23 protein-coding genes are annotated in these 26,999 nt (G+C 62.0%); all 23 read left to right on the forward strand.

The window, feature by feature from the left end; translation table 11 throughout:
- The first annotated feature begins 158 nt into the window (after positions 1–158).
- A complete protein-coding gene (locus tag C8D99_RS08355; RefSeq protein WP_133957680.1) occupies positions 159–836 on the forward strand; it encodes a DUF5752 family protein in 678 nt (225 codons plus the stop codon).
- A complete protein-coding gene (locus C8D99_RS08360) occupies positions 836–2,074 on the forward strand; it encodes a glycosyltransferase (protein WP_133957681.1) in 1,239 nt (412 codons plus the stop codon). The genes C8D99_RS08355 and C8D99_RS08360 overlap by 1 nt, the downstream gene beginning before the upstream one ends.
- Complete coding sequence (otsB, locus tag C8D99_RS08365) at positions 2,056–2,856, forward strand: trehalose-phosphatase (RefSeq protein WP_133957682.1); 801 nt, start codon at positions 2,056–2,058, stop codon at positions 2,854–2,856. The genes C8D99_RS08360 and otsB overlap by 19 nt, the downstream gene beginning before the upstream one ends.
- Entirely contained in the window at positions 2,853–4,361 is a 1,509-nt protein-coding gene (locus C8D99_RS08370; protein WP_133957683.1) for an alpha,alpha-trehalose-phosphate synthase (UDP-forming), read from the forward strand. Before otsB ends, C8D99_RS08370 begins: the two co-directional genes overlap by 4 nt.
- Before the next feature lie 356 nt (positions 4,362–4,717).
- Complete coding sequence (locus C8D99_RS08375) at positions 4,718–6,370, forward strand: DHH family phosphoesterase (protein ID WP_133957684.1); 1,653 nt, start codon at positions 4,718–4,720, stop codon at positions 6,368–6,370.
- Between the two features lie 108 nt (positions 6,371–6,478).
- Positions 6,479–8,719: a RelA/SpoT family protein gene (locus C8D99_RS08380; RefSeq protein WP_133957718.1), complete on the forward strand. Its 2,241-nt coding sequence runs from the start codon at positions 6,479–6,481 to the stop codon at positions 8,717–8,719.
- A 7-nt stretch (positions 8,720–8,726) separates the two neighbouring features.
- Complete coding sequence (dtd, locus tag C8D99_RS08385; protein WP_133957685.1) at positions 8,727–9,194, forward strand: D-aminoacyl-tRNA deacylase; 468 nt, start codon at positions 8,727–8,729, stop codon at positions 9,192–9,194.
- A gap of 30 nt (positions 9,195–9,224) precedes the next feature.
- Positions 9,225–9,863, forward strand: coding sequence for an MBL fold metallo-hydrolase (locus C8D99_RS08390; RefSeq protein WP_133957686.1), 639 nt, complete (start codon positions 9,225–9,227; stop codon positions 9,861–9,863).
- On the forward strand, positions 9,863–10,534 hold the full coding sequence (locus tag C8D99_RS08395) for a JAB domain-containing protein (RefSeq protein ID WP_133957687.1): 672 nt from the start codon (positions 9,863–9,865) through the stop codon (positions 10,532–10,534). The genes C8D99_RS08390 and C8D99_RS08395 overlap by 1 nt, the downstream gene beginning before the upstream one ends.
- Positions 10,535–10,574: 40 nt before the next feature.
- Positions 10,575–11,609 carry a rod shape-determining protein gene (gene mreB / locus C8D99_RS08400; protein WP_133957719.1) on the forward strand — a complete coding sequence of 345 codons (1,035 nt, stop codon included), beginning with the start codon at positions 10,575–10,577 and terminating at the stop codon, positions 11,607–11,609.
- 73 nt (positions 11,610–11,682) lie between these two features.
- Positions 11,683–12,447, forward strand: coding sequence for a rod shape-determining protein MreC (gene mreC, locus C8D99_RS08405; protein ID WP_208321134.1), 765 nt, complete (start codon positions 11,683–11,685; stop codon positions 12,445–12,447).
- Positions 12,444–12,902 carry a hypothetical protein gene (locus C8D99_RS08410; RefSeq protein ID WP_133957689.1) on the forward strand — a complete coding sequence of 153 codons (459 nt, stop codon included), beginning with the start codon at positions 12,444–12,446 and terminating at the stop codon, positions 12,900–12,902. The genes mreC and C8D99_RS08410 overlap by 4 nt, the downstream gene beginning before the upstream one ends.
- Positions 12,895–14,640 (forward strand): penicillin-binding protein 2, encoded by a 1,746-nt coding sequence (mrdA, locus tag C8D99_RS08415; RefSeq protein WP_133957690.1) that lies wholly within the window; start codon positions 12,895–12,897, stop codon positions 14,638–14,640. Before C8D99_RS08410 ends, mrdA begins: the two co-directional genes overlap by 8 nt.
- A 65-nt stretch (positions 14,641–14,705) precedes the next feature.
- The gene (minC, locus tag C8D99_RS08420; protein ID WP_133957691.1) at positions 14,706–15,407 is read left to right on the forward strand and encodes a septum site-determining protein MinC; all 702 of its coding nucleotides are present in this window, start codon (positions 14,706–14,708) and stop codon (positions 15,405–15,407) included.
- A 58-nt stretch (positions 15,408–15,465) separates the two neighbouring features.
- Positions 15,466–16,272: a septum site-determining protein MinD gene (gene minD / locus C8D99_RS08425; protein ID WP_133957692.1), complete on the forward strand. Its 807-nt coding sequence runs from the start codon at positions 15,466–15,468 to the stop codon at positions 16,270–16,272.
- Between the two features lie 12 nt (positions 16,273–16,284).
- Positions 16,285–16,626 carry a cell division topological specificity factor MinE gene (gene minE / locus C8D99_RS08430; RefSeq protein WP_133957693.1) on the forward strand — a complete coding sequence of 114 codons (342 nt, stop codon included), beginning with the start codon at positions 16,285–16,287 and terminating at the stop codon, positions 16,624–16,626.
- Positions 16,577–17,683, forward strand: coding sequence for a rod shape-determining protein RodA (gene rodA, locus C8D99_RS08435; protein WP_133957694.1), 1,107 nt, complete (start codon positions 16,577–16,579; stop codon positions 17,681–17,683). Before minE ends, rodA begins: the two co-directional genes overlap by 50 nt.
- A gap of 108 nt (positions 17,684–17,791) precedes the next feature.
- Entirely contained in the window at positions 17,792–19,672 is a 1,881-nt protein-coding gene (locus C8D99_RS08440; protein ID WP_133957695.1) for a TIGR03960 family B12-binding radical SAM protein, read from the forward strand.
- Entirely contained in the window at positions 19,665–20,345 is a 681-nt protein-coding gene (locus C8D99_RS08445; RefSeq protein WP_166670089.1) for a DUF2344 domain-containing protein, read from the forward strand. Before C8D99_RS08440 ends, C8D99_RS08445 begins: the two co-directional genes overlap by 8 nt.
- A gap of 69 nt (positions 20,346–20,414) precedes the next feature.
- On the forward strand, positions 20,415–21,935 hold the full coding sequence (locus tag C8D99_RS08450; protein WP_243833874.1) for an Rne/Rng family ribonuclease: 1,521 nt from the start codon (positions 20,415–20,417) through the stop codon (positions 21,933–21,935).
- Entirely contained in the window at positions 21,910–25,437 is a 3,528-nt protein-coding gene (gene smc / locus C8D99_RS08455; RefSeq protein ID WP_133957697.1) for a chromosome segregation protein SMC, read from the forward strand. The genes C8D99_RS08450 and smc overlap by 26 nt, the downstream gene beginning before the upstream one ends.
- Positions 25,434–26,186: a tRNA1(Val) (adenine(37)-N6)-methyltransferase gene (locus C8D99_RS08460; protein ID WP_133957698.1), complete on the forward strand. Its 753-nt coding sequence runs from the start codon at positions 25,434–25,436 to the stop codon at positions 26,184–26,186. Before smc ends, C8D99_RS08460 begins: the two co-directional genes overlap by 4 nt.
- Positions 26,171–26,992, forward strand: coding sequence for a 16S rRNA (cytidine(1402)-2'-O)-methyltransferase (gene rsmI, locus C8D99_RS08465; RefSeq protein WP_133957699.1), 822 nt, complete (start codon positions 26,171–26,173; stop codon positions 26,990–26,992). Before C8D99_RS08460 ends, rsmI begins: the two co-directional genes overlap by 16 nt.
- Positions 26,993–26,999 lie beyond the last annotated feature (7 nt).

The raw sequence follows: 26,999 nt of genomic DNA on the forward strand, positions 1-26,999 counted from the left end.
GGCCCAAGCGAGCACCGGTGACGCTCCCCGCTGCCTGCGGATTTAGGGGACAGCCTTTAATGTAGAACAAAGAAATTATGTGTTATACTTGCATAATGCCGATAAGACTACATGATGAAAGGGAGATGAATTCATCGACTGAAAAGGAGGTTGAAACCATGAACACTACAGGAGCCAGCGGCCCCTTCAGATTTATGGAATGCTCTCTTCTGCCCGTGAGTACGGGCCTTCGGGCACAGACTCTCAGAGAACTCCGTTCCGCCGTCCCCGAAATTCCTGACAGTTCCCTCTACTACCATTTCTGGGGCAGAATGCTCCGCCCCCATATCGCCGAATCGGAGTTCAACAACGATTTCGCCTCGTGGGCCGATGGAGGGCTCGGAGACACTGAACTCGCGGAAGCCCTCAGCGCCATCAATCCTGTGAAATGCAAGGATCTCGGGGAACTGCGTTCTATCCTTGAGGATATCCTCGAGTCCCGCATCGACCAGGGGGATTTTGTGACCTGGAAGAAGGCGGACAGGGAATTCTATTTCATTGCCTGCAAAAAGTTCATGTTCGATACGGGGAAGGTTACCTCTTCATTGGAAGATTTTCCCGTGGCGGTCAAAACGGCCAGTCGGCAGAGTTTTTTCCATCACTTCCTCGACGGCCGCCGCCGTTCGCCGGAGGGAAAGGACGACTTTACCCTGTGGCTCGAACAGTTCGGCGACACAACCTTGGAAGTGAGACGGCTTCTCGGCAGGGTGGATTCCTATCTCTTCTCCCTCGGTGAACTGAAGGGGCAGATCGTCTCCATCCTCGAGAAGGGGTTCCGGAAGGGAGGGAAGAAATGATGTCCGACATGCTGAAGCAGTACGGCGAAGTCATCGGCTTCCATGCCATGGACAGCCTTCTGGCCATAGCGGAAAGACTCCGGGGAAAGAAGATCGTCCATGTGAACTCCACAAGGGAAGGAGGCGGAGTGGCGGAAATCCTCTCCTCCATGATCCCCCTGTCCCGGGAGCTCGGGCTTGACGTTTCCTGGGAAGTCATCGAAGGGGACGAACCCTTTTTCTCCTGCACGAAAATGCTGCACAATTCCCTCCAGGGGATGGCGGGAGGCCTTTCCGACGGACAGATCGCCTCCTACACGGAAACAAATCACAGGAACGCCGAAAGGCTGAAGGACTACCTGGAAGAGGCGGACTATGTTTTCATCCACGATCCCCAGCCCGCGGCCCTGCTTGGAATGATGCCCGGACGGAAGGGCAAGTGGATCTGGCGGTGCCATATCGACGTCAGCGCCCCGAACAGGTCCGTGTGGCGGTTCGTGAAAAAGCAGGTTGAAGGGTACGACGCTTCCATCTTCTCTTTGCCCGATTTCGCCCAGCCCCTGCCTCATCCGCAGTTCCTCATTACCCCGAGCATCGATCCCCTGAGCGAGAAGAATATTCCCCTCTCGAAGGCGGAGATGGAGAAGACCTACCGGGAGCTGGGGGTGCCCCGGGACAAGCCCGTCATCCTGCAGGTTTCCCGATTCGACAGGTTCAAGGATCCCCTGGGGGTCATTGAGAGCTACCGAATTGCCAGGGAATACGTGGATATCCGGCTTGTTCTCGCCGGAGGAGGGGCCGCGGACGATCCCGAGTCGGGGGAAGTGCTCTCCGCCGTTCAGGAGGCGGCCGCCGGCGACCCGGACATTTCGGTCCTGGTGCTTCCGCCGGATGCTCACCGATCCATCAACGCCCTCCAGTCCGGTGCGGACGTGGTCGTGCAGAAATCCACCAGGGAAGGTTTCGGCCTCACGGTGAGCGAGGGAATGTGGAAGAGAAAGCCGGTCATCGGCGGCGATGTCGGAGGTATCCGGCTGCAGGTCATCAACCGGTTCAACGGTTTCCGGGTGCGGTCTCCCGAGGGGGCCGCCATCAGGATCCGGTACCTCCTGACCCACCGGTGGAAAAGGGAGAGGATGGGCGTGAACGCCAGGCAGTATGTCCTTGAGAATTTCCTGATTACGGGCCAGCTGCGGAACTACCTGTCTCTTCTCGTGACCCTGGACGGAGGGGAAGGGGAATGGGAGCGCTGGATATAGGGTATCCCGGCCTCGGCCTTTCGGACCTTGAGGGCTTCTTCGATTCCTTCAGCGGGGTCAGCCCGCTCCTTGTGAGCGATTATGACGGTACCCTCGCCCCTTTTCGCAGGGAAAGGGACGAGGCTGTCCCTCCGGAGGAGACGAAGCGCCTGCTCCGGAGGATTGTGGAAACGGGAGGGGAGTTCATTCTGCTCACCGGGAGAGAGGCGTCGGAGGCGGCATCCCTTCTCGGCGTGCCTGCGGAAATATGGGGGTGCCACGGATGGCAGCGCCATTCTCCGGGAGGAGAGACGGCCACCACGCCTCTGTCGGGCGCCGAGGAACAGGCCCTTCGTCTTCTTCCGGACCTGTTCCGCCCCTTTCCTCCCGGCGCAGTGGAAAGAAAACCCGTTTCGGCCGCCCTTCACTGGAGGGAGCGGCCCGATGTACTGGAACAGTACGGGAAGCTGGAGAAGTCCATTCTTGAGAGAGCTTCCGAAGTCGGCCTGGAAAGACTCCCCTTCGACCAGGGCGTTGAGTTCCGCCTTCCGTCATGCACCAAGGGGGAGGCTATGAAACGGATACTGGCGGCCCGAAATTTCAGGGACCCCGTCTGCTATCTCGGGGACGACGTGACGGACGAGGACGCCTTCCGGGTGCTCGGCGGAAGGGGCGTGGGGGTTCTCGTGTCGGTTCTTCCGGCGGCAAGCGCCGCCGGTGTCAGAATCCGCCCGGAGGAAGTCCCGGAATTCCTCCGCAAGTGGCTGGCCGCTCTTGAAACCGGAAGGAGGGGAGCGCCGTGAAACGAAAAGGAAGGCTGCTGGTGGTGTCTAACCGGCTGCCGGTGACCCTCTCCTGTGAAGAGGGGAAGTGGAAAGGGGGCCCCGCTTCGGGAGGGCTGGTCAGCGCCATGAATCCCGTGCTGAAGAACAGGGGGGGATTCTGGGCCGGGTGGCCCGGAACGGGTTCGGGTGCCAGGCTGACCGATATCCGTGACATTCTCGGGCCGGTGTCGGAGGAAAGCGGGTACCGGTTTCTTCCCGTCATGCTCACCGGGGAAGATGTCCATGACTTCTACCACGGGTATTCCAACTCCGTACTGTGGCCTCTTTTTCATGACCTCCAGAGCCGGTGCGATTTTTCGCCCCGCTACTGGGACGGATATATCCGCTCCAACGCGAAGTTCGCCAGGGTTGTCCTGAGGCACGCCACGGAGGACGATTTTATCTGGGTGAATGATTACCAGCTCATTCCTCTGGGAGGAATGCTCCGGGAGAAAAAGCCGGGACTCAGGACGTCCTTTTTTCTTCACATTCCCTTCCCGAGCGTGGATGTGTTCATGAAAATGCCCCGGCGCAGAGAAATCCTCGACCAGATGACCCGCTACTCCTTCATGTGCTTTCAGACGGGAAGAGACAGGAAAAATTTCCTCGACTGCCTGAGGGTCTTCCATCCGGATTGCCAGGTATCCGGCCGGGGGCACATCGTAAAGGTCCGCCTGGGGGATCGTTCGTTCTCCATGGGAAGCCTTCCCATCAGCATCGATTACCAGGCCTACTCCTCCCTGGGAGGGTCGAGGCCCGTGGTGGCCCGGTCGAAGGAAATACGGCAGGAGATCTTCGGAGAAAAGTTCATTCTCGGCGTGGACAGGCTGGACTACTCCAAGGGAATACCGGAAAAGCTCAGGGGCTTCCGGAGATGCCTGGAACTGTATCCCGAACTCCGCGAACGGATAACCCTGCACCAGATCGTGGTTCCCAGCAGGGAGACGGTGGAGCAGTACCAGGCCCTGAAGGAGGAAATCGAGCTGCTCATCAGTCGGATCAACGGGGAATTTTCCACCACCCGGTGGGTTCCGGTGAACTGGCATTACGGCTCCGTATCGGGGGAGGAGCTTGCGGCCATGTACAGGGCGGCGGACATGGCCCTGGTGACGTCCCTCAAGGACGGGATGAACCTTGTCTGCAAGGAATACTGCGCCTGCAAGGGACGGGAACCGGGAGTACTCATTCTCAGCGAGTTCGCGGGCGCCGCCCTCCAGCTTTCCCGGGGAGCAGTCCTGGTGAACCCCTATGACGTGGACGCCGTTGCCGGTGCCATCAGGGGAGCGTTCTTCATGGAAGACAGGGAGAAAAAGGAGAGAATGCGGTATCTCCGCAAGTCCATCGCCCGGCAGAATGTCTTCTGGTGGGTGGATAACTTTCTTCGGGCAGCCGCCGGAAAAAAACTGGAAGATTTTCCCGAGCAGGCCATTCCCTCCCTCTGGCCCGGAGTGGCGGACGGGGAGGCAAACGACCCCGGCGTGTAGACGCTCCCAAATCCTCAATTGTTCCCGGCACCGGTGACGCTCCCCGTTGCCTGCGGATTTGGGGGAATGCTGCGGGAGTTTACTTCTCAGGGGGCACAGACTACAATATAAATACGCTGATTTGCAGTTGCGCGGAGCCCGGGCATAACGTATACTCCGGCTCCGCAAATGTCTTTTTTTGATGCTTTCCGGCGGAAAAGGCCGATTCCGGGGAGGAATTTCATGAGGAACCCATTTTTGGCCGCCGACTTGAAGACGGTTGAGGCGGTCGTGTTTTCATATCATTGCAGGAGAGAGTATCCCGTTCCCGCCGGCTTTTCCGCAGCCGGGACACGTCCAGCGGGGGAACTGTCCCGTTGACCGCCCTCTGCAGGACGGACCGTCTCCGTATTGTCCGGCCTACCTCATCCGTAAAGACTATCGCAGAAAGGGAGGGCTGTTCCCTGCTCACTGCCGCCGTTCTTGAATGCCGGGGCAGCCGGGAGGGAAATTCCTCGTTCCGCAGACCTTCTCTTTCCGGGCTTCTCGAAGGGCTGGACCTGGGCCGGGGATCCGCCGAGGCGGCCGGGCGCTGGAAGAAGATCCCGAACCTGGGGAAAGTGCTTGTCTACGGTGATTATGACGTGGACGGCGTAGCTTCCACCACCCTCGCTATGGAAATCTGCCGATCAAAAGCACAGCAGGTCCGCTTCTTCATTCCCCACCGCCACGAGCAGGGGTACGGCCTTCATGAGGCTGTCATGGACCAGCTCCTCCCCATGGGGTGGAATACCCTGGTCGTGGTGGACTGCGGCTCCAAGGACCATGAGATTCTCGAAAAGGCCGCCGCCGCAGGGATCAACATCTTCGTTTTCGACCACCACCAGCCGGAGGAAGGAAAGGACTTCCACGGCACCGTGGTGAATCCCCACGGCACGGGAGGGTGTTCCTTCGGCAAAGCCCTCTGCGCCACAGGAGTCCTGTGGGCATGGGCATGGAAGTTCGACATCCTTCCCCGGAACCGGATGGAAGGAATGCTGGATCTTGCGGCCCTTGCCACCCTGGCTGACTGTATGCCCCTCAACGCCCTCAACAGGGAGCTTGTGAGGGAGGGGATCAGCCTGATGAAATCCCGGCCCAGGACCGGCCTGGCGAGGCTGTTTTCCCGGCTGGGACTGACAGGGCAGGCTCTCTCCGAGGAATCCCTCACCATGAAGGTCATCCCCTGCCTGAACGCGGCGGGAAGGATGGACCTCGCCGATACGGCGGTAGGCGTGCTTCATGGCAGGTCGGGGTCCGACCAGAAAGTGGAAACCCTGCTCTCCCTGAACAAAAAGCGCCAGGTGCTGTCGGGGCGCATTTCCGGCGAGGCGGAAGAACTGCTCAGCGGCACCTTCAGTCATGTGGCCCTGGGGGAAAACTGGCCTGTGGGAGTGCTCAGCGGCGTGGCGAGCAGGCTGTGCAGCACGAAGTCGTCGCCGGTGGTGCTGGCCGCCCCTGTACGGGGAGGCATCCGGGGAACCCTGAGGGTACCGGAGGGCGGCGACGCCATGAAGGTGCTCGACCCCATTTCCTCCATGCTGGACGCATGGGGCGGCCACCAGTACGCTGCAGGCTTTTCCGTGGCCCGGGCAAACTGGCCGGATGTCTCCAGGTATCTTGAAGAGGCCCTCTCCTCCATGGAACTGGAGGAACCCCCGGTGACCGCCCTTGAGATAAACCCGGACGAAATCGCCCTCGACTCCTGGAAGGAAGTGAGCGCTCTCGGCCCCTTCGGCAACGGCAATCCCGCGCCCCTGTTCTTTACCGCCCGGACGGGGGGCGAGAAAATGCTCCCCCTGGGCAGGGACGGGCGGCATATCCAGATAGAGACGGGCGGAGTTCGACTCCTTGCCTTTGACGGAAAAAGCGCCATGGATGCCATGTCCTCTTCCGGGGGATGGGTATACCGCCCCCGCCTGGACTACTGGCAGGGCCGCGAACGGCTGCAGTACGTGGTTGATTACGTCGTCGTGGACGACATCACCTGACGGAGCGTGGACGAAATGGACCCGAAGGAACTCAGCGAAAGCATTCTCGGGGAACAGGAAATCGAAACAGGGGAGAAAATATCCCCCCGGGACGACGAACACTCCGAAATGGACCGGAAGGCCTCCGGAAAACTGAGGGACAGCTACATCGGCCGGATTCCCGAGGAAGACCGGGCCATCTCGGTGAAGTTCGCGTGGCACGAGCTGTGGTCCAAGGTAGTCCATTACCTTTCCCGGGAGGAGCTCATGACCCTCGGCGAAGCCCTGGTCCTCGCCGGGGCGGCCCACAAGGATCAGAAACGCTCCACCGGCGACCCTTATATCGTTCACAGCATCAACGTCGCCTCCATCCTCGCCGAGATGCAGCTCGACGTGGTCACCCTCGCCGCGGCGCTCCTTCACGACGTTCTCGAGGATACGGACATCACCATCGAAAAACTGAAAGGCGCCTTCGGCGCGGACGTGGCTACCCTCGTGGACGGGGTCACCAAGCTCGGCAAGCTCCCCTTCAAATCCTTCGAGGATTACCAGGCGGAAAACCTCCGCAAGATGTTCGTGGTCATGGCCAAGGACATCCGGGTGGTACTCATCAAGCTGGCTGACAGACTGCACAACATGCGCACCCTGGGGGCCCTGAGGAAGGACAAGCAGATGCGCATCGCCAGGGAGACCCTGGAAATCTACGCGCCCCTGGCCCATCGCCTCGGCATCTACCAGGTGAAGCGGGGGCTCGAGGACCTTGCTTTCAAGTACGCCGACCCCGAGATGTACTACGAAATCCGGAGACGGGTCCGCAAAAAGCTGCCCGAGAGGGAAACCGTGGTCCGGAAGGCCATGGAGGTTCTCAGCGCCAGGCTGGCGGAAGAGGGAATCCACTGCAGGGTCAAGGGCAGGGCGAAGCACTTTTTCAGCATCTACGAGAAAATGAACCGGAAGAAGCTGCCCGTGGAGCAGCTCTATGACCTCCTGGCTCTCAGGGTGGTGGTGGATGACATCGCGGCGTGCTACACCGTGCTCGGCATCGTCCACACCATCTGGAAGCCCATCCCCGGTCAGTTCGACGATTACATCGCCAACCCCAAGAGCAACATGTACCAGTCCCTCCACACCACGGTGGTGGGGCCCACGGGAGAGCCCCTGGAGGTACAGATCCGCACCTGGGACATGAACTCCCTGGCGGAGTACGGCATCGCCGCCCACTGGCGCTACAAGGAAGGGGGAGGCGGGCTTGACGACCTCGACGCCAAGCTGACCTGGATACGCCAGGCCCTCGAGGGGGATCACGACGGTACCCCGGAGCCCTCTGAATTCCTGGAGAGGCTGAAGGACGACGTTCTCTCGAGCGAGGTGTTTGTCTTCACCCCTCAGGGAGAAGTGGTTTCTCTTCCCAGGGGGTCTTCACCCATCGACTTCGCCTACGCCATCCATACCCAGGTGGGCATGCGGTGCGTGGGAGCCATGGTGAACAACAGGATCGTGGCCATGGGCTACGAGCTCCAGAACGGGGATATCGTCAAGATCATCACGTCGCCCCAGGGAACACCCTCCAGGGACTGGCTGAAAATCGCCCGGAGCAGCAAGGCCAGGAGCAAGATACGTGCTCATTTCCGTGCACTTGAAAAGACGGAGCGGATCGAAAAGGTCCAGAGGGGCAGGGATCTGCTTGAACGGGAGCTCCGCAGGAGGGGGACGCCGGAGTTTGAATCCTTCGAGGATCTTCTTCCCCTGCTCAACAAGATCGCCAGGGATACGGGACAGTCCAACGGAGAGGACCTGCTTTCCGCCATCGGTGCGGGACACCAGAGCGTCTCCCTCATAGCACAGCGCCTCGCGGGAAAGGCCCAGTCCCAGGCGGCCCCTCCGCCGGCCCCGCCGGAGCAGGAGAAACATACATCATTCGCGGGGAAAAAGGGAGAATCGGATATTGTCGTCGAAGGGGCGGAAGGTGTCCAGGTGGTGCTTTCAAACTGCTGCGAGCCTGTTCCCGGCGACCCTATCGTCGGCTTCTCCACCCGTTCGAGGGGCATCACCGTCCACCGGGCAGACTGCGAAAACGTGAAGAACGCCAAGGAAGAGCGGTTCATCTCCGTCTCCTGGGGATACACGGGGAACAGAAGGTACACCGCCCGGCTGAAGCTCGAAGCCATCGACAGGGGCGGCCTTTTCGGCGACGTGGCCCAGGCCATCATCGCCGGGGACGGTGCAATGACCGGCATCAAGGCCGGAGTGGTGGGCGGGAACCTCGCCCGGATGAAACTGGAGGTCCGTGTCAGGGATCTGGAACACCTGTATTTTATCGTGGCAAAACTGAATGCGGTCAAGGGAATGATCAACGTCTCACGGGGGTGACGTCAATATGAGGGCAGTAGTTCAGAGAGTCTCCTCCGCGAGGGTTTCCGTGGACGGAGAGACCATGGGAGAGATCGGCAGGGGGTTGTGCGTTTTGCTGGCCGCTTCCCGCACCGACGGTGAGGCGGAAGTGGAGTGGATGGCCGAGAAAATTGCCGGCCTTCGGATCTTCGAGGATGACCAGGGGAAGATGAACCTCTCCCTGGCGGACGTGGGAGGTTCGGTGCTCGCTGTCTCCCAGTTCACCCTGTACGGCGACTGCCGAAAGGGACGGCGTCCTTCTTTCATCGCCGCCGGTGAACCCGGGGAGGCGAACCGGCTGTACGAATCTTTCAAGAAGGCGGTGGCCGCGAGGGGAATCCCTGTGGAAAGCGGGGTCTTCCAGGCCCACATGCTTGTGGAAATCGCCAACGACGGTCCCGTGACGCTCATACTGGAAAAAGAGTCCGGCTGCGGAGACTCCCGCAGCGGCTGATAAACCTGGATAATGGAGGTTGATCGGACAATGAAATACAAACGTTTTCCCCTCGGGCCTCTCTGGACGAACACGTACCTGGTCTGGGAGGCCGGAAAGGGTTTTCTCGTCGACCCTGCCGGAGACCCGGACCAGATCGCCGCTTTCGCACAGGCCCGGGGTGTCTCCATAGAAAAAATACTGCTCACCCACGGTCACCTGGATCACGCCGGGGGACTCCCTGCCGTCATGGAACGGTTCAAAGCCCCGGTGTATGTTCCCGAAAAGGACGCCTCGATGGTGGCTTCTCCGGACCCCGCCGCGCTGGAGTGGATGGGGTACGACTTCAGCGGAACGGACGATTTTTCTCCACTCCGGGACGGGGATGTCCTCTCCGTGGGGGAGATGAGGATCACCGTCCTGGCCACTCCGGGGCACACTCCGGGGAGTTCGTGCTACCTGGCCGAATCGGGAGAAGGAAGCTTTCTTCTCTCGGGCGACACTCTCTTCGCCCGGAGCGTCGGCAGGACGGACCTTCCGGGAGGAGATCCCGGTATGCTGGACCGATCGATCCTCAGGCTCGGTGTCCTTCCCGACGGTCTGCAGGTGCTGCCGGGGCACGGACCGGAGACCACCATCGGTGCCGAACGGAAGCACAATCCTTTCTGGCCTGACGGAGAAATCGCCTGATGAAGCTCGCCGCACTTCCCGGGGAAGAACGGCCGAGGGAGCGCCTGCGGCGCAGGGGAGCGTCCTCTCTCTCCCTGGCGGAGCTGCTCGCTGTCCTTCTCCGCACAGGCAGCAGGAGCAGGGACGTGCTGGAGCTCGCTTCGGACCTCTTGAAAGAATTCGGGAACGCAAAGGGGCTTTCCCGGGCGACGGAGGAGGAGATGCTCTCCTTCCCCGGCCTGGGAGAAGCGAAGGCCTGCGTTCTGCTGGCGGCTCTTGAACTGGGGAAGCGGATTCATTCCGAAAAGAGCGAGCCCGAGGAGGGGCTCCCCTGGGAGAAGCGCCTCTCCTCTCTGGCGGCGGAGCTTTCCCCGGAGGAGAGGGAATATATCGTGGGACTCCACGTGCGGCGAAACGGGACCCTCATCACCTCCGACGTAATTTCCTACGGGGGTCCGGACGGAGCTTTTCTTGATGTAAAATACCTCTTGCGGAGGGCTGTCCGCCTCGACTCATGGGGACTTGTTCTTGTACACAACCACCCCGACGGAACCCTCAGCCCCAGCAGGGAAGACAGGATGCTGACGGACTATCTCGCCGGGAGAACGAAGATGCTGGATATCAGGTTCATCGGGCATTATGTGGTGGCGAACGGGAAGCATGTCTCCATTCCGCTTCCCGGTGAAGCCTAGAAAGCGGGGACTGAAACAGGTGTTCGGATTATTCAAGGGTATGTTCGGCGGTGATATTGGCATCGATCTCGGAACGGCCAATATCGTGGTGTTTGTGAAGGGCAGGGGGATCGTGCTCAGCGAACCCTCCGCCGTGGCGGTCCGGAAGCGCCCGAAGGGCGGGGCCGCAGACGTGATCGCCGTGGGGAGAGAGGCCAAGGCCATGGCAGGGAAGACCCCCACGGGGGTTTCCACCATCTGGCCCCTTCAGGACGGCGTGATAGCCAACTTCGACATGACGGAAGAACTCATCCGCCACTGCCTGCGGAAGGCAGGCGGCGGACGGGGACTGCTGGCCAACCCGCGGGTGGTCATTTCGGTTCCTGCGGAAGTCACCGAGGTTGAGCGGAAGGCAGTGGTGGATGCCACCCTCGGTGCGGGTGCTCGGGAAGCCTACGTGGTCGAGGAGCCCATTTCCGCGGCTCTTGGCGTGGGGCTTCCCATACAGGAGCCAAGGGGCAGCATGATCCTCGATATCGGGGGCGGCACGAGTGAAGTGGCGGTGCTCTCCCTCGGAGGAATCGTGGTCACCAATTCCCTCAGGGCTGCCGGCAAGGATATGGACAACGCCATCGTGGCCATGCTCAGGCAGCGCTATGCCCTGCTCATCGGAGAGACCACGGCGGAAGAGGTCAAAATCGCCATCGGCTCGGCGCTGCCTCTCGACAAGGAACTCGAGATGGCGGTCAAGGGACGGGATCTCGCCGACGGGCTCCCGAAAGCTGACACGGTGACCTCCGTGGAGGTCAGGGAGGCCCTCGAACCAATCGTGCTGCGCATTGAGGACATGGTTAAGGTCGCCCTCGAACAGACTCCTCCCGAGCTGGCGAAGGATATCGTTGACCAGGGCATCCTGCTGTCCGGCGGGGTTTCCCAGCTCCGGGGCCTGGCGGAGAGGCTCTCCAGGGCCCTGAACACTCCCGTGATCGTGGCGGAGGATCCTCTGTTCGCCGTGGCCAGGGGAGTGGGAAAAATCCTCGACAATCTCGACGACATGAGAAAGGTGCTCCTTTCCGTGGAAAGGGGATCCAAGTAAAAGTTAACCCGGGGCGGGGAAAGGTTTTATGACAGAAAAACATCTTGGAAAAGAATGGATTCACGGGCTTCTCATGATTATCGCGAGCCTGCTGCTGCTGGCGGCGGCGCCCAGGAAGGACGTCTTCAAGGGTGCTGTTGATCTGGTGGGAGAAATTCTCCGGTATCCCGAGTATCCCGCTGCGGCGCTGGAGCGGAACGCCAGGAGGGTCTCCTTCTGGTTTGCCGACAAGAGCGCCCTCAAGGAACGGCTCGATTTCCTGGAGGAGGAGAACACCCGGCTCAGGCTGGCCTGGTCCGTGGGTTCAGCCAGTCACCTGAAGCAGGAGCTTGACAGGTTTTACGGCTACGCCCGGGTTACCCTCAGGGAACCCATGTCCTGGTGGTCCGAGGTGAGGATCAACAAGGGAACCTCCGACGGCGTCTTTTTCGGGGCGCCGGTCCTCCATAACGGCCATCTCGTGGGCAGGGTCAGCTCCTCGGAGGGGAATTACTCCTGGGTGGAGCTGATCACGTCCTCATCCCTCATGGTTCCGGTGGTCATCGAAGAAACGCGGGATCTCGGCGTGGTCGCCGGGGACGGCGAAGGCGGCCTCTGGCTGCTGTACGTGCCGGAGGGAAGAACTTTTTCAGAGGGGATGACGGTCAGCACCGCCATGGTGAGCGAGGCCCTTCCGCCGGGAATTCCCGTGGGGCGCCTTTCCACCGAAACCAGGAATTCCGGAAGTGCGTACCTCGCGTGGCGGGTTGTCCCCGGAGCGGGCCTCACCCAGCTCTACGCCCTTGAAATATTCGGCGAAGCCGTTCCTGGCGGGAGACGGGAGGGTCGCTCCCCGTGATATATGTCATATCGTGGTATATTCAGGATTTTCTCTGGGTCCTCGGCACAGGAAGGGTGATTGTGCCCGAAATATTTCTCCTGGTCCTCGTCTTCCTCTCTCTCAGGCATTCGTCCCGGGGTGTGGAAATACTCTGGGCGGGCTTTGTCGGCGGCATTCTCTGGGACCTCCGGTGGATAGGCTTTCCGGGGCTTTCATCCCTGTTTTACGCGGTCACCATCCTGATGTCCCGGTGGGCGTGGTTTTCCCTGCCCGTCTCGGGCCGGACCGTGCCGGTCTTCAGTGCGATCCTGTGGGCCGCCTTCTTTCCTATTTCGGTGGTCCGGATTTTCATGGGAGGCGCCAGAGGACTGGGGATCTTCACCACCTATTTTCTCCAGCAGAGCTACCTGCTCCCCCTGGTACTGTTCGCCTCCCTCATTTACGGATGGAGGCTGAAGAACTCCGATGCCTGATTTCAGGCCCGTGCTCAATTTCCGCCTGAAGCTCTGGCGGACGGCAGTCCTGTTTTCCATGGCGGTTCTCGCAGGCGGCCTGTACTTTTTCCAGGTAGTCCATGCGGATACCTACATCCGCCTCGCGTCGAACAACCGCCTCCGGCTGATCCGCTTCCCGCCGGTCAGGGGGGAGATCTACGACCGGAACGGGGCTCTGCTCGCGGTGAACGTGACCACCTTCGATATCATGGGCTACCCCCTGGACATCGAGAAGAACGATATGCTGGAACGGCTGGCGGAACTTCTTTCCGGGCACGGTATCCCCTTTACTGCCGAGGATCTCTCCCGGTCCATTAAAAGGCAGTCCTGGGCTCCCTACAGGGTGGTCCGCCTTGTGGGAAACATCACCCTTGCACAGATGGCCGACCTTGTGGCCGACCCGGAATTCCCCAGGGAGCTCTTCCCTCTTCCCGTCTGGCGGAGAACCTATCCGGCGGGCAGTCTTGCCTCGAACATCACGGGCTACGTGGGGGAAATCAGCGAGAATGAGCTCCGTCAGTTCAGCGGAGGAAACTACGTCGCCGGGGACCAGATCGGAAAGAACGGCATCGAGCGGCAGTACGAGGATCTTCTCCGGGGAACCCCCGGAGAAGAATCGGTGGAAGTGGACGCCAGGGGCAGGAAGGTCAGGACCATCGACGCCCGGCCTGCGGGGCGGGGGCAGGATCTGCACCTCACCATCGACCTCGGGGCCCAGCGTCTCGCTGCGGACCTCATGAAGGGATACAGGGGTGCCATCGTGGTGATGGACGCAAACACCGGAGAGGTGCTCGTCCTCTATTCGTCCCCCTCCTACGACAACAACCCCCTGGCGTGGGGCGTTTCCGTCCGGGAATGGAACGCCCTGCTCAACGACCCGGAAAAACCCATGCTCGACAGGAGCATTTCCGGCCAGTATCCGCCGGCCTCCACCTTCAAGGCTCTTGTGGGGCTCGCCGCCCTGGAGGAAAAAGAGACGAACACGTCCGTCACGGTGCACTGTTCCGGGGCCTTCACCCTGGGGAACCGGACTTTCCGGTGCTGGAAGCGCTCGGGCCACGGTACGGTCAACCTTCTGAAGGCCCTCCAGGAATCCTGCGACGTGTATTTCTACCAGGTGGGGCTCAAGCTCGGAATATCCAGGCTTCTCAAATGGTGTTCCCTCTTCGGTCTCGGTTCCCCCACGGGGATCGACCTCCCCGGCGAATCGGCGGGGGTCATCGCTGGCCCGGACTGGAAGAGGGCCAGGTTCAGGGAATCCTGGTTCCAGGGAGATACGGTCAACTATTCCATCGGCCAGGGCTTTCTGCTGACCACGCCCCTCCAGATCGCAAGGCTCTACGCCGTGATCGCCAACGGCGGCAGACTCGTCCGGCCCCACCTTTCGCCGGTGGCGGGCGCATCGGTCCGGGATCTGCCCATTGACAGGAAAAACCTGGATGTCATCAGGCGGGGCCTCGACTATGTGGTGAGGCGGGGAACCGGCAGGCAGGCGGGGAGCTTCGGCATCACCGTTGCGGGAAAGACGGGTACGGCCCAGAACGCCCACGGCGACGACCACGCCCTTTTTGCGGGCTATGCCCCCATGGACAACCCGAAGTACGTAGCGGTGGCCATGATAGAGGCGGGACTTCACGGCAGCTCGGTGGCATCGCCCATGGTGGGTGAGATTCTCTCCTACCTGCTCGTCCCCGAAGCAAGGGGAAAGGCCCAGTGACCCCGGGTCCCGGAAGAAAAAATCAGGCGGGATTCTCCGCCGTTGAATTCCTAGGAGGTGCTGTCGTGTCGGATCCCCTTGAGCACAGGGAGGCCCAGGCGGTCTCAGGTGAAATACTCCTGAAAGGCGCGGGGTACGGAATACGGATGATCTTTCCCGAGGCGGGAAACGAGGACAAGCTTCTTTCTGACCTGGAAAAACTCTTCGGCGAAGCTTCGCTGCTTTCGGGAAATCTTGGCGTGGTCCTCGATTTCCAGGGCCGGAGAGTGTCCAGGTTCTTTATCCAGAAACTTCTCTCCGATTTCATCTGGTCGCGGAAGATACATGTCCTTTCCTGGATCTCCCTGGACGGGGAGACCCTGGATGACCTCCGTTCCATGGGAGTGGCTACCGGTGAGCCCGTGCCGGAGCGGTCCGGAAAGAAGGAAAAGACGTCGGGGGGCTCCCTGTTCCTGCCCCGTTCCCTCCGGTCGGGCCAGAGAGTGGAGCACGAAGGGGATGTGATTGTCATCGGTCACGTGAACGACGGTGCAGAGGTCTTCGCTTCGGGCAGCATCTGCGTCTGGGGGAGGCTGAAGGGACTGGCCCACGCCGGACTCGACGGCGGGGAGGACCATACCGTGGTGGCGGGACTCTTCGAGGCCAAGCAGGTCCGGGTCGGCGGAAAAGTGAGCTCTTCCCTCGGGAGTTCCATGGAATGGTGGGGAAAACCTGTTATTATTACTCTGGAGAACAATTCCCTCGTGGTGAGGGAGTTAAAATTATAAAATGAAATGATGTTCCCGGAAGACTTCGTTCTCCGGGGAAGGGAAGGGGAGAAGTTCAGTGGACCCTCGGGTGATAGTGATTACATCTGGAAAAGGCGGTGTCGGCAAAACCACCACCACCTCGAATATCTCGGTGGCCCTTGCGCGGGCCGGTCACAAGGTTGTGGCCGTGGACGCCGACATCGGGCTGAGGAACCTCGACGTGGTGATGGGCCTGGAGAACAGGGTGGTATACAACTTCATCGACGTGCTGGAAGGCACGTGCCGCCTCAACCAGGCCCTGGTCAGGGACAAACGGGTGGACAACCTGTTTCTTCTTCCCGCGGCCCAGACCAGGACGAAGGACGCCGTGAGTTCCGAACAGATGCAGGAATTGTGCGGCATGCTCCGCAAGGAGTTCGACTTTATCCTTCTTGACAGCCCCGCCGGCATCGAGTCGGGGTTCCGCAACGCCTCCATCGGGGCGGACGAGGCTCTCGTCATCACCACGCCGGAGGTTCCCGCAGTGCGGGATGCCGACAGGATCATCGGCCTCCTTGAATCCATGGGCAAGTCCCCCATCCGCCTTGTGATCAACCGGCTCCGTTCCCGGCTGGTCAAGCAAGGCGAGATGCTCGACGTGCGGGACGTACTGGACATTCTCGCCATCGATCTCGTGGGCATCGTCCCCGAGGACGACAGCGTGGTGAAGTCCGCGAACAGGGGAGAGCCCCTCACCTTCGGCGACTCGGCCCCGGCGGCCCAGGCATTCCAGCGTATCGCATCGCGAATACTCGGCGAAACCGTCCCCTTCCCCGACTTCAGCGAAGAACAGGGAAAAGGCCTGTTTGCGGGAATCCGGAAGTTCTTCGGCAGAAAGGAATAGGGGGAAGGCGCCATGGCACTGGAATTCCTGAAGAAGTTTTTCGGCTCCGGCGGTTCGAAGAATATTGCCAAGGAGCGTCTGCAGATCGTTCTCATCCATGACCGGGCTGACATTTCGCCTGAGATGCTCGAACAGCTCAGGCGGGACATGATCGACGTGATCACCCGCTACATGGACATCGACACGTCCAAGATAGAGATGGATTTCGACCGGGCGGACAGGTCCGTAGCCTTCGTGGCCAACATACCGGTCATTCGGATCAAGCGGGGGGCTGCCCCCGGAAAGATGGAACAGGAGATTCCGGATGGAGGAAAAAAGACTCACCCTAAGAGAAAATCTGGCCAGTCTGGATAGGCTCCAGCTTTTTCCCGCCCTGGTGCTTCTCTTTCTCGGCGTCGTGTCCATTTTCAGCGCGGGCGCCGGATTCGCCGGGAGGGGAGGCGGTTTCGCGGCCCGCCAGATCCTGTGGGGCTGCCTCTCCGCCGCAGCGTTTCTTACCGTGCTCCAGATCGGGTACGCCAGGCTTTTCTCCTGGGCCTACAGGATTTATACCTTCGCCCTCGTCCTGCTGCTGGGGGTCATTGTGCTCGGGCTGACGGTGAAGGGATCCCAGAGCTGGTTCCACCTGGGGTTTTTCCGGTTCCAGCCGGCCGAGTTCGGCAAAATAGCCCTCATCCTGGTGCTGGCGAAACATTTCTGCCGGTATCCTCCCATGACGCTGCCCTCCTTCCTGGGAGGCCTCGCCCTGGCGGGGGTTTCGGGATGGCTGGTGCTCCTCCAGCCGGACGCCGGAAGCGCCATGGTCTACGGAGCCATTACCATGGTGACCATCGTGGTTGCAGGGGCCCCCTGGAAGTACCCCGCAGGGCTCATCGGCCTGATGATGGCCGCCGTGCCCCTGGTATGGCAGTTTCTGAAGGAGTACCAAAAGATGCGCATCCGTGTCTTTCTGGATCCGTGGGTGGATCCCCTGGGAGCGGGATACAACGTGATTCAGTCCAGAATTGCGGTGGGATCGGGAGGTCTCCTCGGGAAGGGGTTCATGGAGGGGCTTCAGAGCAAGCTCCGGTTTCTGCCCGAGCCCCACACCGATTTTATATTCAGCGTCTACTGCGAGGAATTCGGCTTTATCGGGGCCATCGGCATGCTCCTTCTCTTCGGGCTGCTCTTCTGGCGGCTCATCGAGACGGCCATGCGAACCAAGGACAGCCGGGCGAAGGTGCTCATCGCCGGCATTTCGGCATGGATATGGTTCCAGATGGCGGAGAGCATCGGCATGAGCATCGGGCTTCTTCCCGTCACGGGACTGCCCCTGCCGCTGGTGAGCTACGGGGGAAGTTCCCTTCTGGCCCTCTCCATTGCCCTTGCCCTTGCCCAGAGCGTGTACATCTCCACGCTGAAAACCTATTAGCGAGAAAAAACCCGAAGGGGGAGGAGTACTTCCGCCGTATTCGGGTATTTTGGACCGGACGTCCCGAGGTCTGCGCCCGGGACGCCGGAATTTTCTAGGAGGCGCTGTATGCATTTTCCTGAATATGCCGATGGAATGTGGCCGCTTCTCTCGGATGTGAAGCGGCCTTCCCGGTATGCCGGATGCGAGTTCGGCTCCCTGCCCCCGAAGGAGGATTCCGGGGGACTGGTCCGGGTGTGCCTGGCCTTTCCGGACGTCTACGAAATCGGAATGAGTTACCTCGGATTCCAGATCCTCTATTTCCTGGTCAAGGGGCTGCCCTGGGCAGACGCTGAAAGGGCCTACTGTCCCTGGACCGACCTCGAGGGACTGCTTCGGGAGAAGGGAATGCCCCTGGCCTCCATGGAGAGCGGCCGCCCCCTGGACCGGTTCGACGTGGTGGGTTTCACCCTCCAGTACGAACTGAGCTACACCAATATTCTTACCATGCTCGATCTGGGGGGCATCCCGCTCCTGGCGGAGGACCGGGGAGAAGATGCTCCCCTGGTGGCTGCCGGAGGGCCGGGAGCCCTGGCCCCCGAACCCCTGGCGCCTTTCGTGGACTTCTTCTGCGTCGGCGAAGGGGAAGAGCTTCTGCCCGAAGCCCTGAAGATCCTCTCGGAGACGAAGGGAAGGCCGAGGAGAGACCGACTCGAGGCCCTCGCCCGGGTGGAGGGGATCTATGTTCCCTCCCTGGTGGACTGCGATTTCGTTCCCGGCGGAGGAACGGCCTTCCGGTCGACCGGAGCGGCCCTTCCCGTCCGCCGGAGAATCGTGGACTCCCTCGACGGAGCCTTTTACCCCGACATGCTCCTGGTTCCGTCCGGCGGCATCGTCCACGACCGGGTTCCCATGGAGCTCTTCCGGGGGTGCACCCGGGGGTGCCGGTTCTGCCAGGCGGGTATGGTCACCCGTCCCGTGAGGGAACGGTCCGTGAAGACCGTAGTGGAGAAAACCCTTTCCCTGGTGGAAAAGACCGGCTGGGAGGAAGTGGGGCTCCTCTCCCTCGCTTCCTGCGATTACAGCGGCATTTCGCCGGTCATCCGGGAACTCTCCGCCGCCCTTGCCCCGAAAAACGTGAAGATCAGCCTCCCCAGCCTGCGAATGGACGCCTTCTCGGTGCACCTCGCCGCGGAGATGGAGTCCATGCGCCGGGGCGGCGTCACCTTCGCTCCGGAGGCGGGCACCCAGAGGCTTCGGAACGTGATCAACAAGGGGGTCTCCGACGAGGATTTCACCCAGTGCCTCGAGACGGCCTTCTCCAAGGGATGGGACAGGGTGAAGCTCTACTTCATGATGGGGCTTCCCACCGAGACCCCCGAAGACCTGGAGGGAATTCTCGACCTCGCCGAGCGGGCCCTGTCCATCGGAAAGAGCAGGGGAAAAAAAGCCCAGGTTGCCCTGTCCGTGGCCGGCTTCGTCCCCAAGGCCCACACTCCCTTTCAGTGGGAGCCCCAGGCGGGAGTGGACGAGCTCCGGTCCGCCGGGCGCTTCCTGAAGGGAAAACTTGCCTCCCGGCACGGCGGAAAGAACAGCCGGGTCTCCCTCAAGTACCACGAGCCGGAGCAGACCTTTCTCGAGGGCGTCTTCGCCCGGGGAGACCGCCGTCTCGCCCCGGCGCTCCTGGAAGCGTGGAGGACGGGGGCGAGGTTCGACGGCTGGAGCGAGACCTTCTCCCTGCCCCGCTGGATGGAAGCCTTTGAAAAGACGGGGATCGATCCGGCGGAATTCACCGCCCGCAGGCGGGCGGCGGACGAGGGGCTTCCCTGGGATCATATCGATGCCGGGGTGAGCAAGGCATTTCTTCTCAGGGAGAGGGAACGGGCTCTCGGGGAACTGGTATCCCCCGACTGCAGGCCCCTGGGCGGAATGGAAGGAGCCCCGTGCAGGGCCTGCGGCGTGCAGGACCGGTGCCCTGTCCTCGGGAAGGGAGGGGCATCCCGTGATTAGGGTCCGCCTCACCTATGCGAAGCGGGGGAGGGCCTGCTTCATTCCCCACATCGCCATACCCTCCGTGCTGGCCCGGGGCGCCGCCAGGGCTTCCATCAGTTTCCGGCTTTCCGAGGGATTTACCCCCCGTCCGAAGATCAGCCTGGGGCCCGAACTTTCCGTGGGCGTTCCCGCCCTTGCCGAACCTTTCGAAGCCTGGCTTACCGGGTACGATGAAGATACCCCCCGCCGGTGGAATCTCTTTTTGCCCGAAGGGTTTTCCCTCACGGGAAGCACAGTGGTGGACGGTCTCCCCGGAAGCGATGAGGCGAAGTCCCTCGGCAAATGGTGCCGGGCTTCGTCGTGCATTCTCGCCCTCAGGGGAAAAAACAGCCCCTCCCTCCAGGAGTTCCTGGAAGAGCTTCGGGAGGAGGGAACGGTCCTTTCCTTCGGCAGCGGACCGGACCTTCCGGCCGGCTTTTTCCGCCTCGTGATGGAGGATCCGGCGAAAAGGGGCCCCGGCGTGCTGGTGAAAGCCCTGGCCGCCCGGGGGATCATAACGGGGTGGCCCGATGTCTTTATCCTTCGGGAGGCGGTGGGGTCTCTCTCCCATCCGGAGGGCGGAGGAGAGATCCGGGTCCTGCCTCTTGCGGAACCCCTCAGGGTTCCGGCCCGGGAGGACGGAAGAGAATGAAGCATTTCCGGGGGAGATCCGTCCCCCTGTTTTTGGATAATCAGTTTTCTTCGGGAGGAGGGCGTCGCCGTGAGTGAAAGACATGCGGAGCCGGGCGCCGTGAACCGGAAGATTGTGGCCAACTGCATCGATCCGGAAGAGACGAGGGTCGCCATCATCGAGGAGGGCCGCCTCGCCGACCTGTTCGTGGAGCGGATGTGGGAGCGCCAGAAAGCGGGAGAGATCTACAAGGCCCGGGTGGAGAGCGTCCTTCCGGGCATCCACGCATCCTTCGTCAACCTCGGCGACGGAAGGAACGCCTTCCTGTACCTGAACGACGCCCGGGGGCTCAATCTCCAGCCGAACCAGGAGCTGCTCGTCCAGGTCACCAAGACGGCGAGGAAGAACAAGGGAGCCCGGGTAACTTCCCGGATCTCCCTTCCGGGGCGCTACGTGGTCCTCGTGCCCCACGGCCAGGAGTCGGGGGTTTCCAAGAGGATCATTGACGAGAACGAACGCAGGAGACTGAAGACCATCGCCCGGGAACTTCGGGGAGAGGATTACGGCATCATCGTCCGGACCGCTGCCGAAGGGGTGGACGAGGAAAGCCTCTCCCATGACGTGGAGGTTCTCCTCGCGCTCTGGAGGGAGATCGAGCACAACGGCAGGATCCAGTCCGCCCCGTGCCTGCTCTACAGGGACCTGGGCCTTCTCGGGAGAGTCCTCCGGGACGAGCTCACCGACGCCGTGTCCGAGATCGTGGTGGACGGCAGGGAAGAGTACGAAAACGTCAACAACAGCCTGTCCCTCTTCTCGGGAACGGACCACCCGGAGGTGAGCCTCTACGGGGGCACCACGCCCCTCTTCGAGTTCTACGGCATCGAAAAGGAGATCGAGGCGGCCCTGGAGCGAAAGGTGTGGCTCCAGTCCGGGGCCTATCTCATCATCGACCACACCGAGGCGCTGACGGTCATCGACGTGAACACGGGAAAATTCATCGGCAAGACGGACCTCCGCCATACGGTGCTGGAGACCAATCTCGAGGCCGCGTCCGAAATCGCCCGGCAGCTCCGGCTGCGGGCCATCGGCGGCATCGTGGTCATCGATTTCATCGACATGGATTACGAGGAAGACAGGGCACTCCTCTTGAAGCGACTGGAAGAGGTGTTCCTGCCCGACCGGTACCGGGCGCGTATTTTCGGCGTATCCCAGCTCGGGCTCGTGGAGATCACCAGAAAGCGGGCCCGGCCCGACATCCGGTCCACCCTCACCAGGAGCTGCCCCTTCTGCAGCGGCAACGGGTGGGTTCACCGGGAGGACACCATATCCATGACCATCAAGCGCTTTCTCCGGAAAGTGTCGGCGTCGAACCGCTCGGAGGCCCTCCTGCTGGAGGCCAACCCGGCGGTGGCCCACTACATTTACGAAACCTACCTCTCCCTCTGGGAGGAGGAGCTCGGCCGGAAGATCTTCCTCGCGGCGGTTCCCGACTTCGCCTGGAGCAAGTTCCGGCTGGACGCCCAGGGAGGGCTCGAGCAGGTGGAGCGGAGAATGGAACAGATGGAAAAATGGGAGGCCCGTCTCGTTGTATATCGAACGTCTACATCTTAAAGGCTTCAAAAGTTTCGGGGCTTCCCAGGACCTGGTGTTTTCCCCGGGGCTCACCGCCATCGTGGGCCCCAACGGGAGCGGAAAGAGCAACCTCCTCGACGCCCTCCGGTGGGTGCTGGGCGACGGTGGATTCCAGAGGCTCAGGATCGTCAGGCAGGGGGACCTGCTTTTTTCCGGAAGCGTGAGCATTCCCCCTGCAACAAGAGCGGAAGTGGCCCTTTTCATCAGGCAGGACGGAACTGCCGGCGCAGAAAGCTGCGTCCTCAAGAGATCTTTTTCACCGGAAACGGGCGCGGTGATTACCGTGGACGGCATCCGGACGAGGCTGTCCGACCTCGATGCCGTAAAGAGGCTCTGGAAGCTCGAAGGCGACCAGTTCGCCTTTATCGGCCAGGGAGAGGTGGCGGAGGCCATCCGCCAGAGGCCTGCCCAGAGACGGGCCCATCTCGAGCTTCTCTTCGGCATCGACCAGTACCGCCGAAAAAGGAACGAGACTTCTGCCAAGCTTGTCTCGGCGGAGGAGGAAAGCCTCCGGCTCGGGGCCCTGGTGGCCGAACTCACCAACCGTAGGGAGGAGATAGCTCCTGCCGTCGCCCTCGCGTCCCGGGCTAAGGTCATCACCGACGGGCTGGAGGAAAAACGGCGGCTCTTTTATTTTCACCGGAGGCGCGTTCTCGAAAAAAGCCTGGACGCCCTCGGGGAGGAAATCCGGACCCTTGGCGCGGAAGAGGCCTTCCGTATCCGCTGGAGAGACCTGTGGGAACAAATGTACGGCCGCTCTCTCCGGGAGCGGGGGGAACTTGAAGAGCGGGTGAAATGCCTGAGGGGAGACCGGGAGGAGCTGCTCCGGAAGAGGGAGGATCTCCGGAGAAGCTGCTTCGCCGCCGCCGCCGCCGTCCGGGAGATACGCTCCAGGATGGCCTCCCTTGAAGGGGAGAAGAAAACCCTTTCAGCCCGTCTCGGAGAAATGGAGGCCGAAAGGGGCGATATTCTCTCGAAGGAGAACGCCCTTTCCGCCGAGCGTGCCTCCGCTGTCGGGGAAAGAGACAGGCTCCGGGGCCGTATGAACGAGCTCCGGGCTGCCATCGAAAAAGAGCTGGAGAGGAAAAAAAACCTCTCCGCCGCCCTTTCGGCTCTGGGCGGGGAAAAGGAAACCCTGCGGTCGAAAAAGGAATCCCGGGAGGCCTTTCTTGCCGACTGCGACGCCCGGATCATGGCGTCCGGAAAGGCTCTGGCCGCCATGAAGGAAGAGTCGGCCGCCCTGGAAGAGAAAATTGCCGGTCTTGAACGGAGGGAGGCCGAAGTGGTGGAGGCTCACGGCGACGCCTTTGCCGCCTGCCGGAAAACGGCTTCCGCCCTGCAGCAGGCCCGGAAGGAAGCCGCTTCCCTCGAAGCGGCCGCCGAGGACCTGAAGACGGCGGAGAGCTCGTCCTACCCGGAACCCGTCCGTTTTCTCACATCGGCATACCGCCTCGGGAAACTTCAGATTCCGGTGACGGTGGCCGCCGAGTCCTTTTCCTGCCCCCCCTCAATCACCTCCGCCCTGGAGGCATACCTGGGAGGACGGCAGTACTGGATTTTCGTCAAGACTCTGGCCGAGGCCGGAGCCTGCATCGATCTCCTGAAGGAACGCCGGGCGGGACGAGCCACCTTCCTTCCCCTCGAGAAAAGCCGCCCCCGGTTTCCCGACAGAAGGGCCGCCCTTCCCGCCCGGGGGATCGTGGGCTGGGCCATGGAGATCATCACGCCGTCGGATGAGTGGGAAACCTGCGTTTCCCACCTCCTCGGGGACCTGCTGCTGGTGGAGGAGTACTCCGTTGGGGCGCAGCTCGCTTCCAGGGGAGCTTCCTATCCCATAGCGTCCCTGGAGGGGGAAGTGTTCCTTCCCTCGGGCACGGTGAGCGGCGGACGGACACGGGCCGCCGCGGGGGCCATCGAACGGCGCCGCCGTATCCGGGAGGCGGAGGAACGCCTCGAAAGGGTCAGGCAGGAAGCCGCCTCCCTTGCCGCCGCCCTCGAAAAGGAAGAGACCCTGGAACGGGCCCGGTCCGCCGAAAAAGAAGCCCTTACCCTGGAGCTGCGGGAGACCAGAAAGCGCCTTGAGGAAAAGAATCGGGACATGGACATCGAGCGGGCCGCCGGAGAACGGCTGGACCGTGACCGGTTCCAGGCACTCGCCGATGCTGCCTCGTGGGAGAAACGGATGGCCGAGATCGACGGGGAGATGGAAACCCTCTCCGCTTCCATGCCGTCCCAGAGCGGAGACGATGAAGAAGCCTCCCTTCCGGCGCGGCTCGCCGAAGCGGAAAATACCTGCGTCCTTCTGGAGGAGCGCCTGTCCAGCGTGGCCTCCCTCAGGAACCGGGCCGCCTCCGAACTTGAGCGGACCCGGGAGAGGCTGACCCTGCTCGGGGGCGAGCGGGAGAGCTGTCTCGCCAGGGAGCGGGGAGAGAAGGAGCGCCTTGAACGGTGGGGCAGGGAGCAGTATGTCCTTTTCCGGGAGATCCGGGAGAAGGAGGCCGCCCTGCAGGTTCTGCTCGAAAAGGAAAAGCTGCTGGCTTCCCGTTCGGGGCGGATTTCCGCCCGGAGCAGGAGAGCTGTGGAGGCCGCCGGCGCCGCCGGAGAACGGGCCCGTACCATCGCCTCGAAAAGGGAGGTGCTGAACGGCGAACTCCGGCAGCTCGCCGAGATGTGGGAAGAACAGTACCCCTACAGTCCCGAAGAAGCTCCCTCCGGAGAGGAAGGGGAAGCCGCCTCGGCGGCGGTCCGCAGACTGGAGCGGGAACTTCGGGCTCTCGGGAACGTGGAATGGGGGGCCCTTTCCGAGGACCAGTCCCTGTCCGCCCGTGTAGCCTTTCTCTCCGAGCAGCTCGGGGACGTGCGTGCGGCCATAGGGGAACTCCGGGGCATCATCAGCGAGACGGACCGCCATGTGGGCGTCCTTTTCGGCGAGGCCCTGGAGAACATCAACTCCCGCTTCAATTCCCTCTTCTGCAGGCTCTTCGGCGGAGGGGAAGCCTGGCTTCGCCTTCAGGGACCCGATCCCGACGACTCCCCCGACGAGGGGGAGAAAGAGGCGTCCCCCGCCTGGGACGCCGGGGTGGAGATCGTGGCCCGTCCCCCGGGAAAGCACCTGCAGAACCTGGCCCAGCTTTCGGGCGGCGAGCAGACCCTCACAGCCATAGCCTACCTCTTCGCCTCCATGGAAGTGGCAGGGGTGCCCCTGGCGGTCCTCGACGAAGTGGACGCCGCCCTTGACGAATCGAACCTCCTGAGGTTCGGGGACCTTGCAAGGGAATATTCCTCGCCTCCCGGCCAGGGCAAGGGGATCCAGCTTCTCGTCATGACCCATCGCCGGGCCACCATGGAGAGGGCCGACATCCTCTACGGCGTCACCCTCGCGGAGCCCGGGCTCTCAAAGGTCGTGGGGATGAAGGTGGAGGACTGGGCCGAGCCGGAGGAGAGGGACAGCAGAAGGTTTTCCGGGGCGGTGCGGCGATGACCGTCACGAGGGACGATCTTCTCTACGGCGCCCTTTCCCTCCGTCAGCCCGCCGGGGGGCCGAGGGTGAACGTGGACACCATCCTTCTCGCAGCCTATGTCCGGAATACTTTCCCCCGTTCGGGGGGCAGGGTCATGGAGCTCGGGTGCGCCTCCGGCGCCGTGTCGCTGATCCTCGCCCTGCGGTTCCCCTCTGTGACCGTCACCGGACTCGAGATCCAGGAGGATCTGGCGGCCCTCGCGGAGGAGAACGCCCTTTCCAACGGGCTCTCGGGGAGAGTGTCCGTCGTCCGGGGCGACCTCAGGAATTCAGGGACCCTCTTTCCCGCCCAGTCCTTCGACTGCGTGGCCATGAACCCTCCCTACGGGGAACCCGGCCGCGGAAGGCCCAGCGCCTCCAGTTCGGACCGGCCTGCCCGTCAGGGTATCTGGTGCTCTCTTTCCGACCTGGCGGGGGCGGGAAGGCATCTTCTGAAGCACCGGGGAAGGATGTACGTTGTCTTCCGGGCGGGCAGGAGCGCCGAACTCATTTCCTCCCTTTCGGAGCAGGGTGTGGAGCCCAAGCGGGTCCGCTTTGTCCACCCCCTGCCGGGAAGGAAAGCCTCGGTGGTCCTCGTGGAAGCCCTCCGGGGCGGAAAACCGGGCATGACCGTGGAGCCTCCTCTTTTCATCGCGGACGGCAGCGGGAAGTACACGGAAGAGCTTTTGTCCGCCTATACGAAGGAGGGACTGCCATGCCGCTCGCAGTGATCCCCACCCCTGTGGGAAACCTGGAAGACATGACGCCGAGGGCTGTCCGGATGCTGAAGGAAGCCGACGTGATCGCCTGCGAGGATACCCGGACCTCCCTGCCCCTGCTCCGGCATTTCGGCATTTCGGCCCGCCTCGTCTCCTACCACGCCCACAACGAAAAGGGCAGGACGGAGCACCTTTTCTCCCTGTTGGCGGAGGGGAAAAATGTCGCCCTCATCTCCGACGCGGGAACGCCCGGCATTTCCGACCCGGGCTGGGAAATCGTTCGGAGATGCATTGATGAGGAAGTGGACGTGACGGTCCTGCCCGGGCCCACGGCCTTCGTCCCCGCCCTCGTGCTCTCCGGACTGCAGCCCCACCCCTTCCTGTTCCACGGCTTTCTTCCCGACAAACAGGGGGAGAGGGAGAAGGTCCTCCTGGATCTGGCTCCCCTGCAGTGCACTCTTGTCTTCTACGTGTCGCCCCACAAGGCGGAGAAGCATCTCCGCCACGCCGCGGACGTGCTCGGAAACAGGAGTGCCGCCCTCGTCCGGGAGATCAGCAAGGTGTACGAGGAGGCCCGGAGGGGTACCCTGGCGGAACTTGCGGATTCCGTGGCGGAGGGAGTCCGGGGCGAGATCGTCTTGGTGGTGGAAGGGGCCTCCCCGCCGGAACCCGACGGTGACCGGTGGAGGGAAGCGGCCCTGGCCATGCTGTCGGAAGGCCTTTCCTCCCGGGAGGTTGTCAAAATCGTCTCGAAGGAGTATGGTTTATCGAAAAATGACGTCAAATCGTTCCTTTTCGCTGAAAAAGCGGAGGACTGAATTCGAG

The organism is Aminivibrio pyruvatiphilus (genome assembly GCF_004366815.1).
Taxonomy (GTDB): Bacteria; Synergistota; Synergistia; order Synergistales; family Aminobacteriaceae; genus Aminivibrio; species Aminivibrio pyruvatiphilus.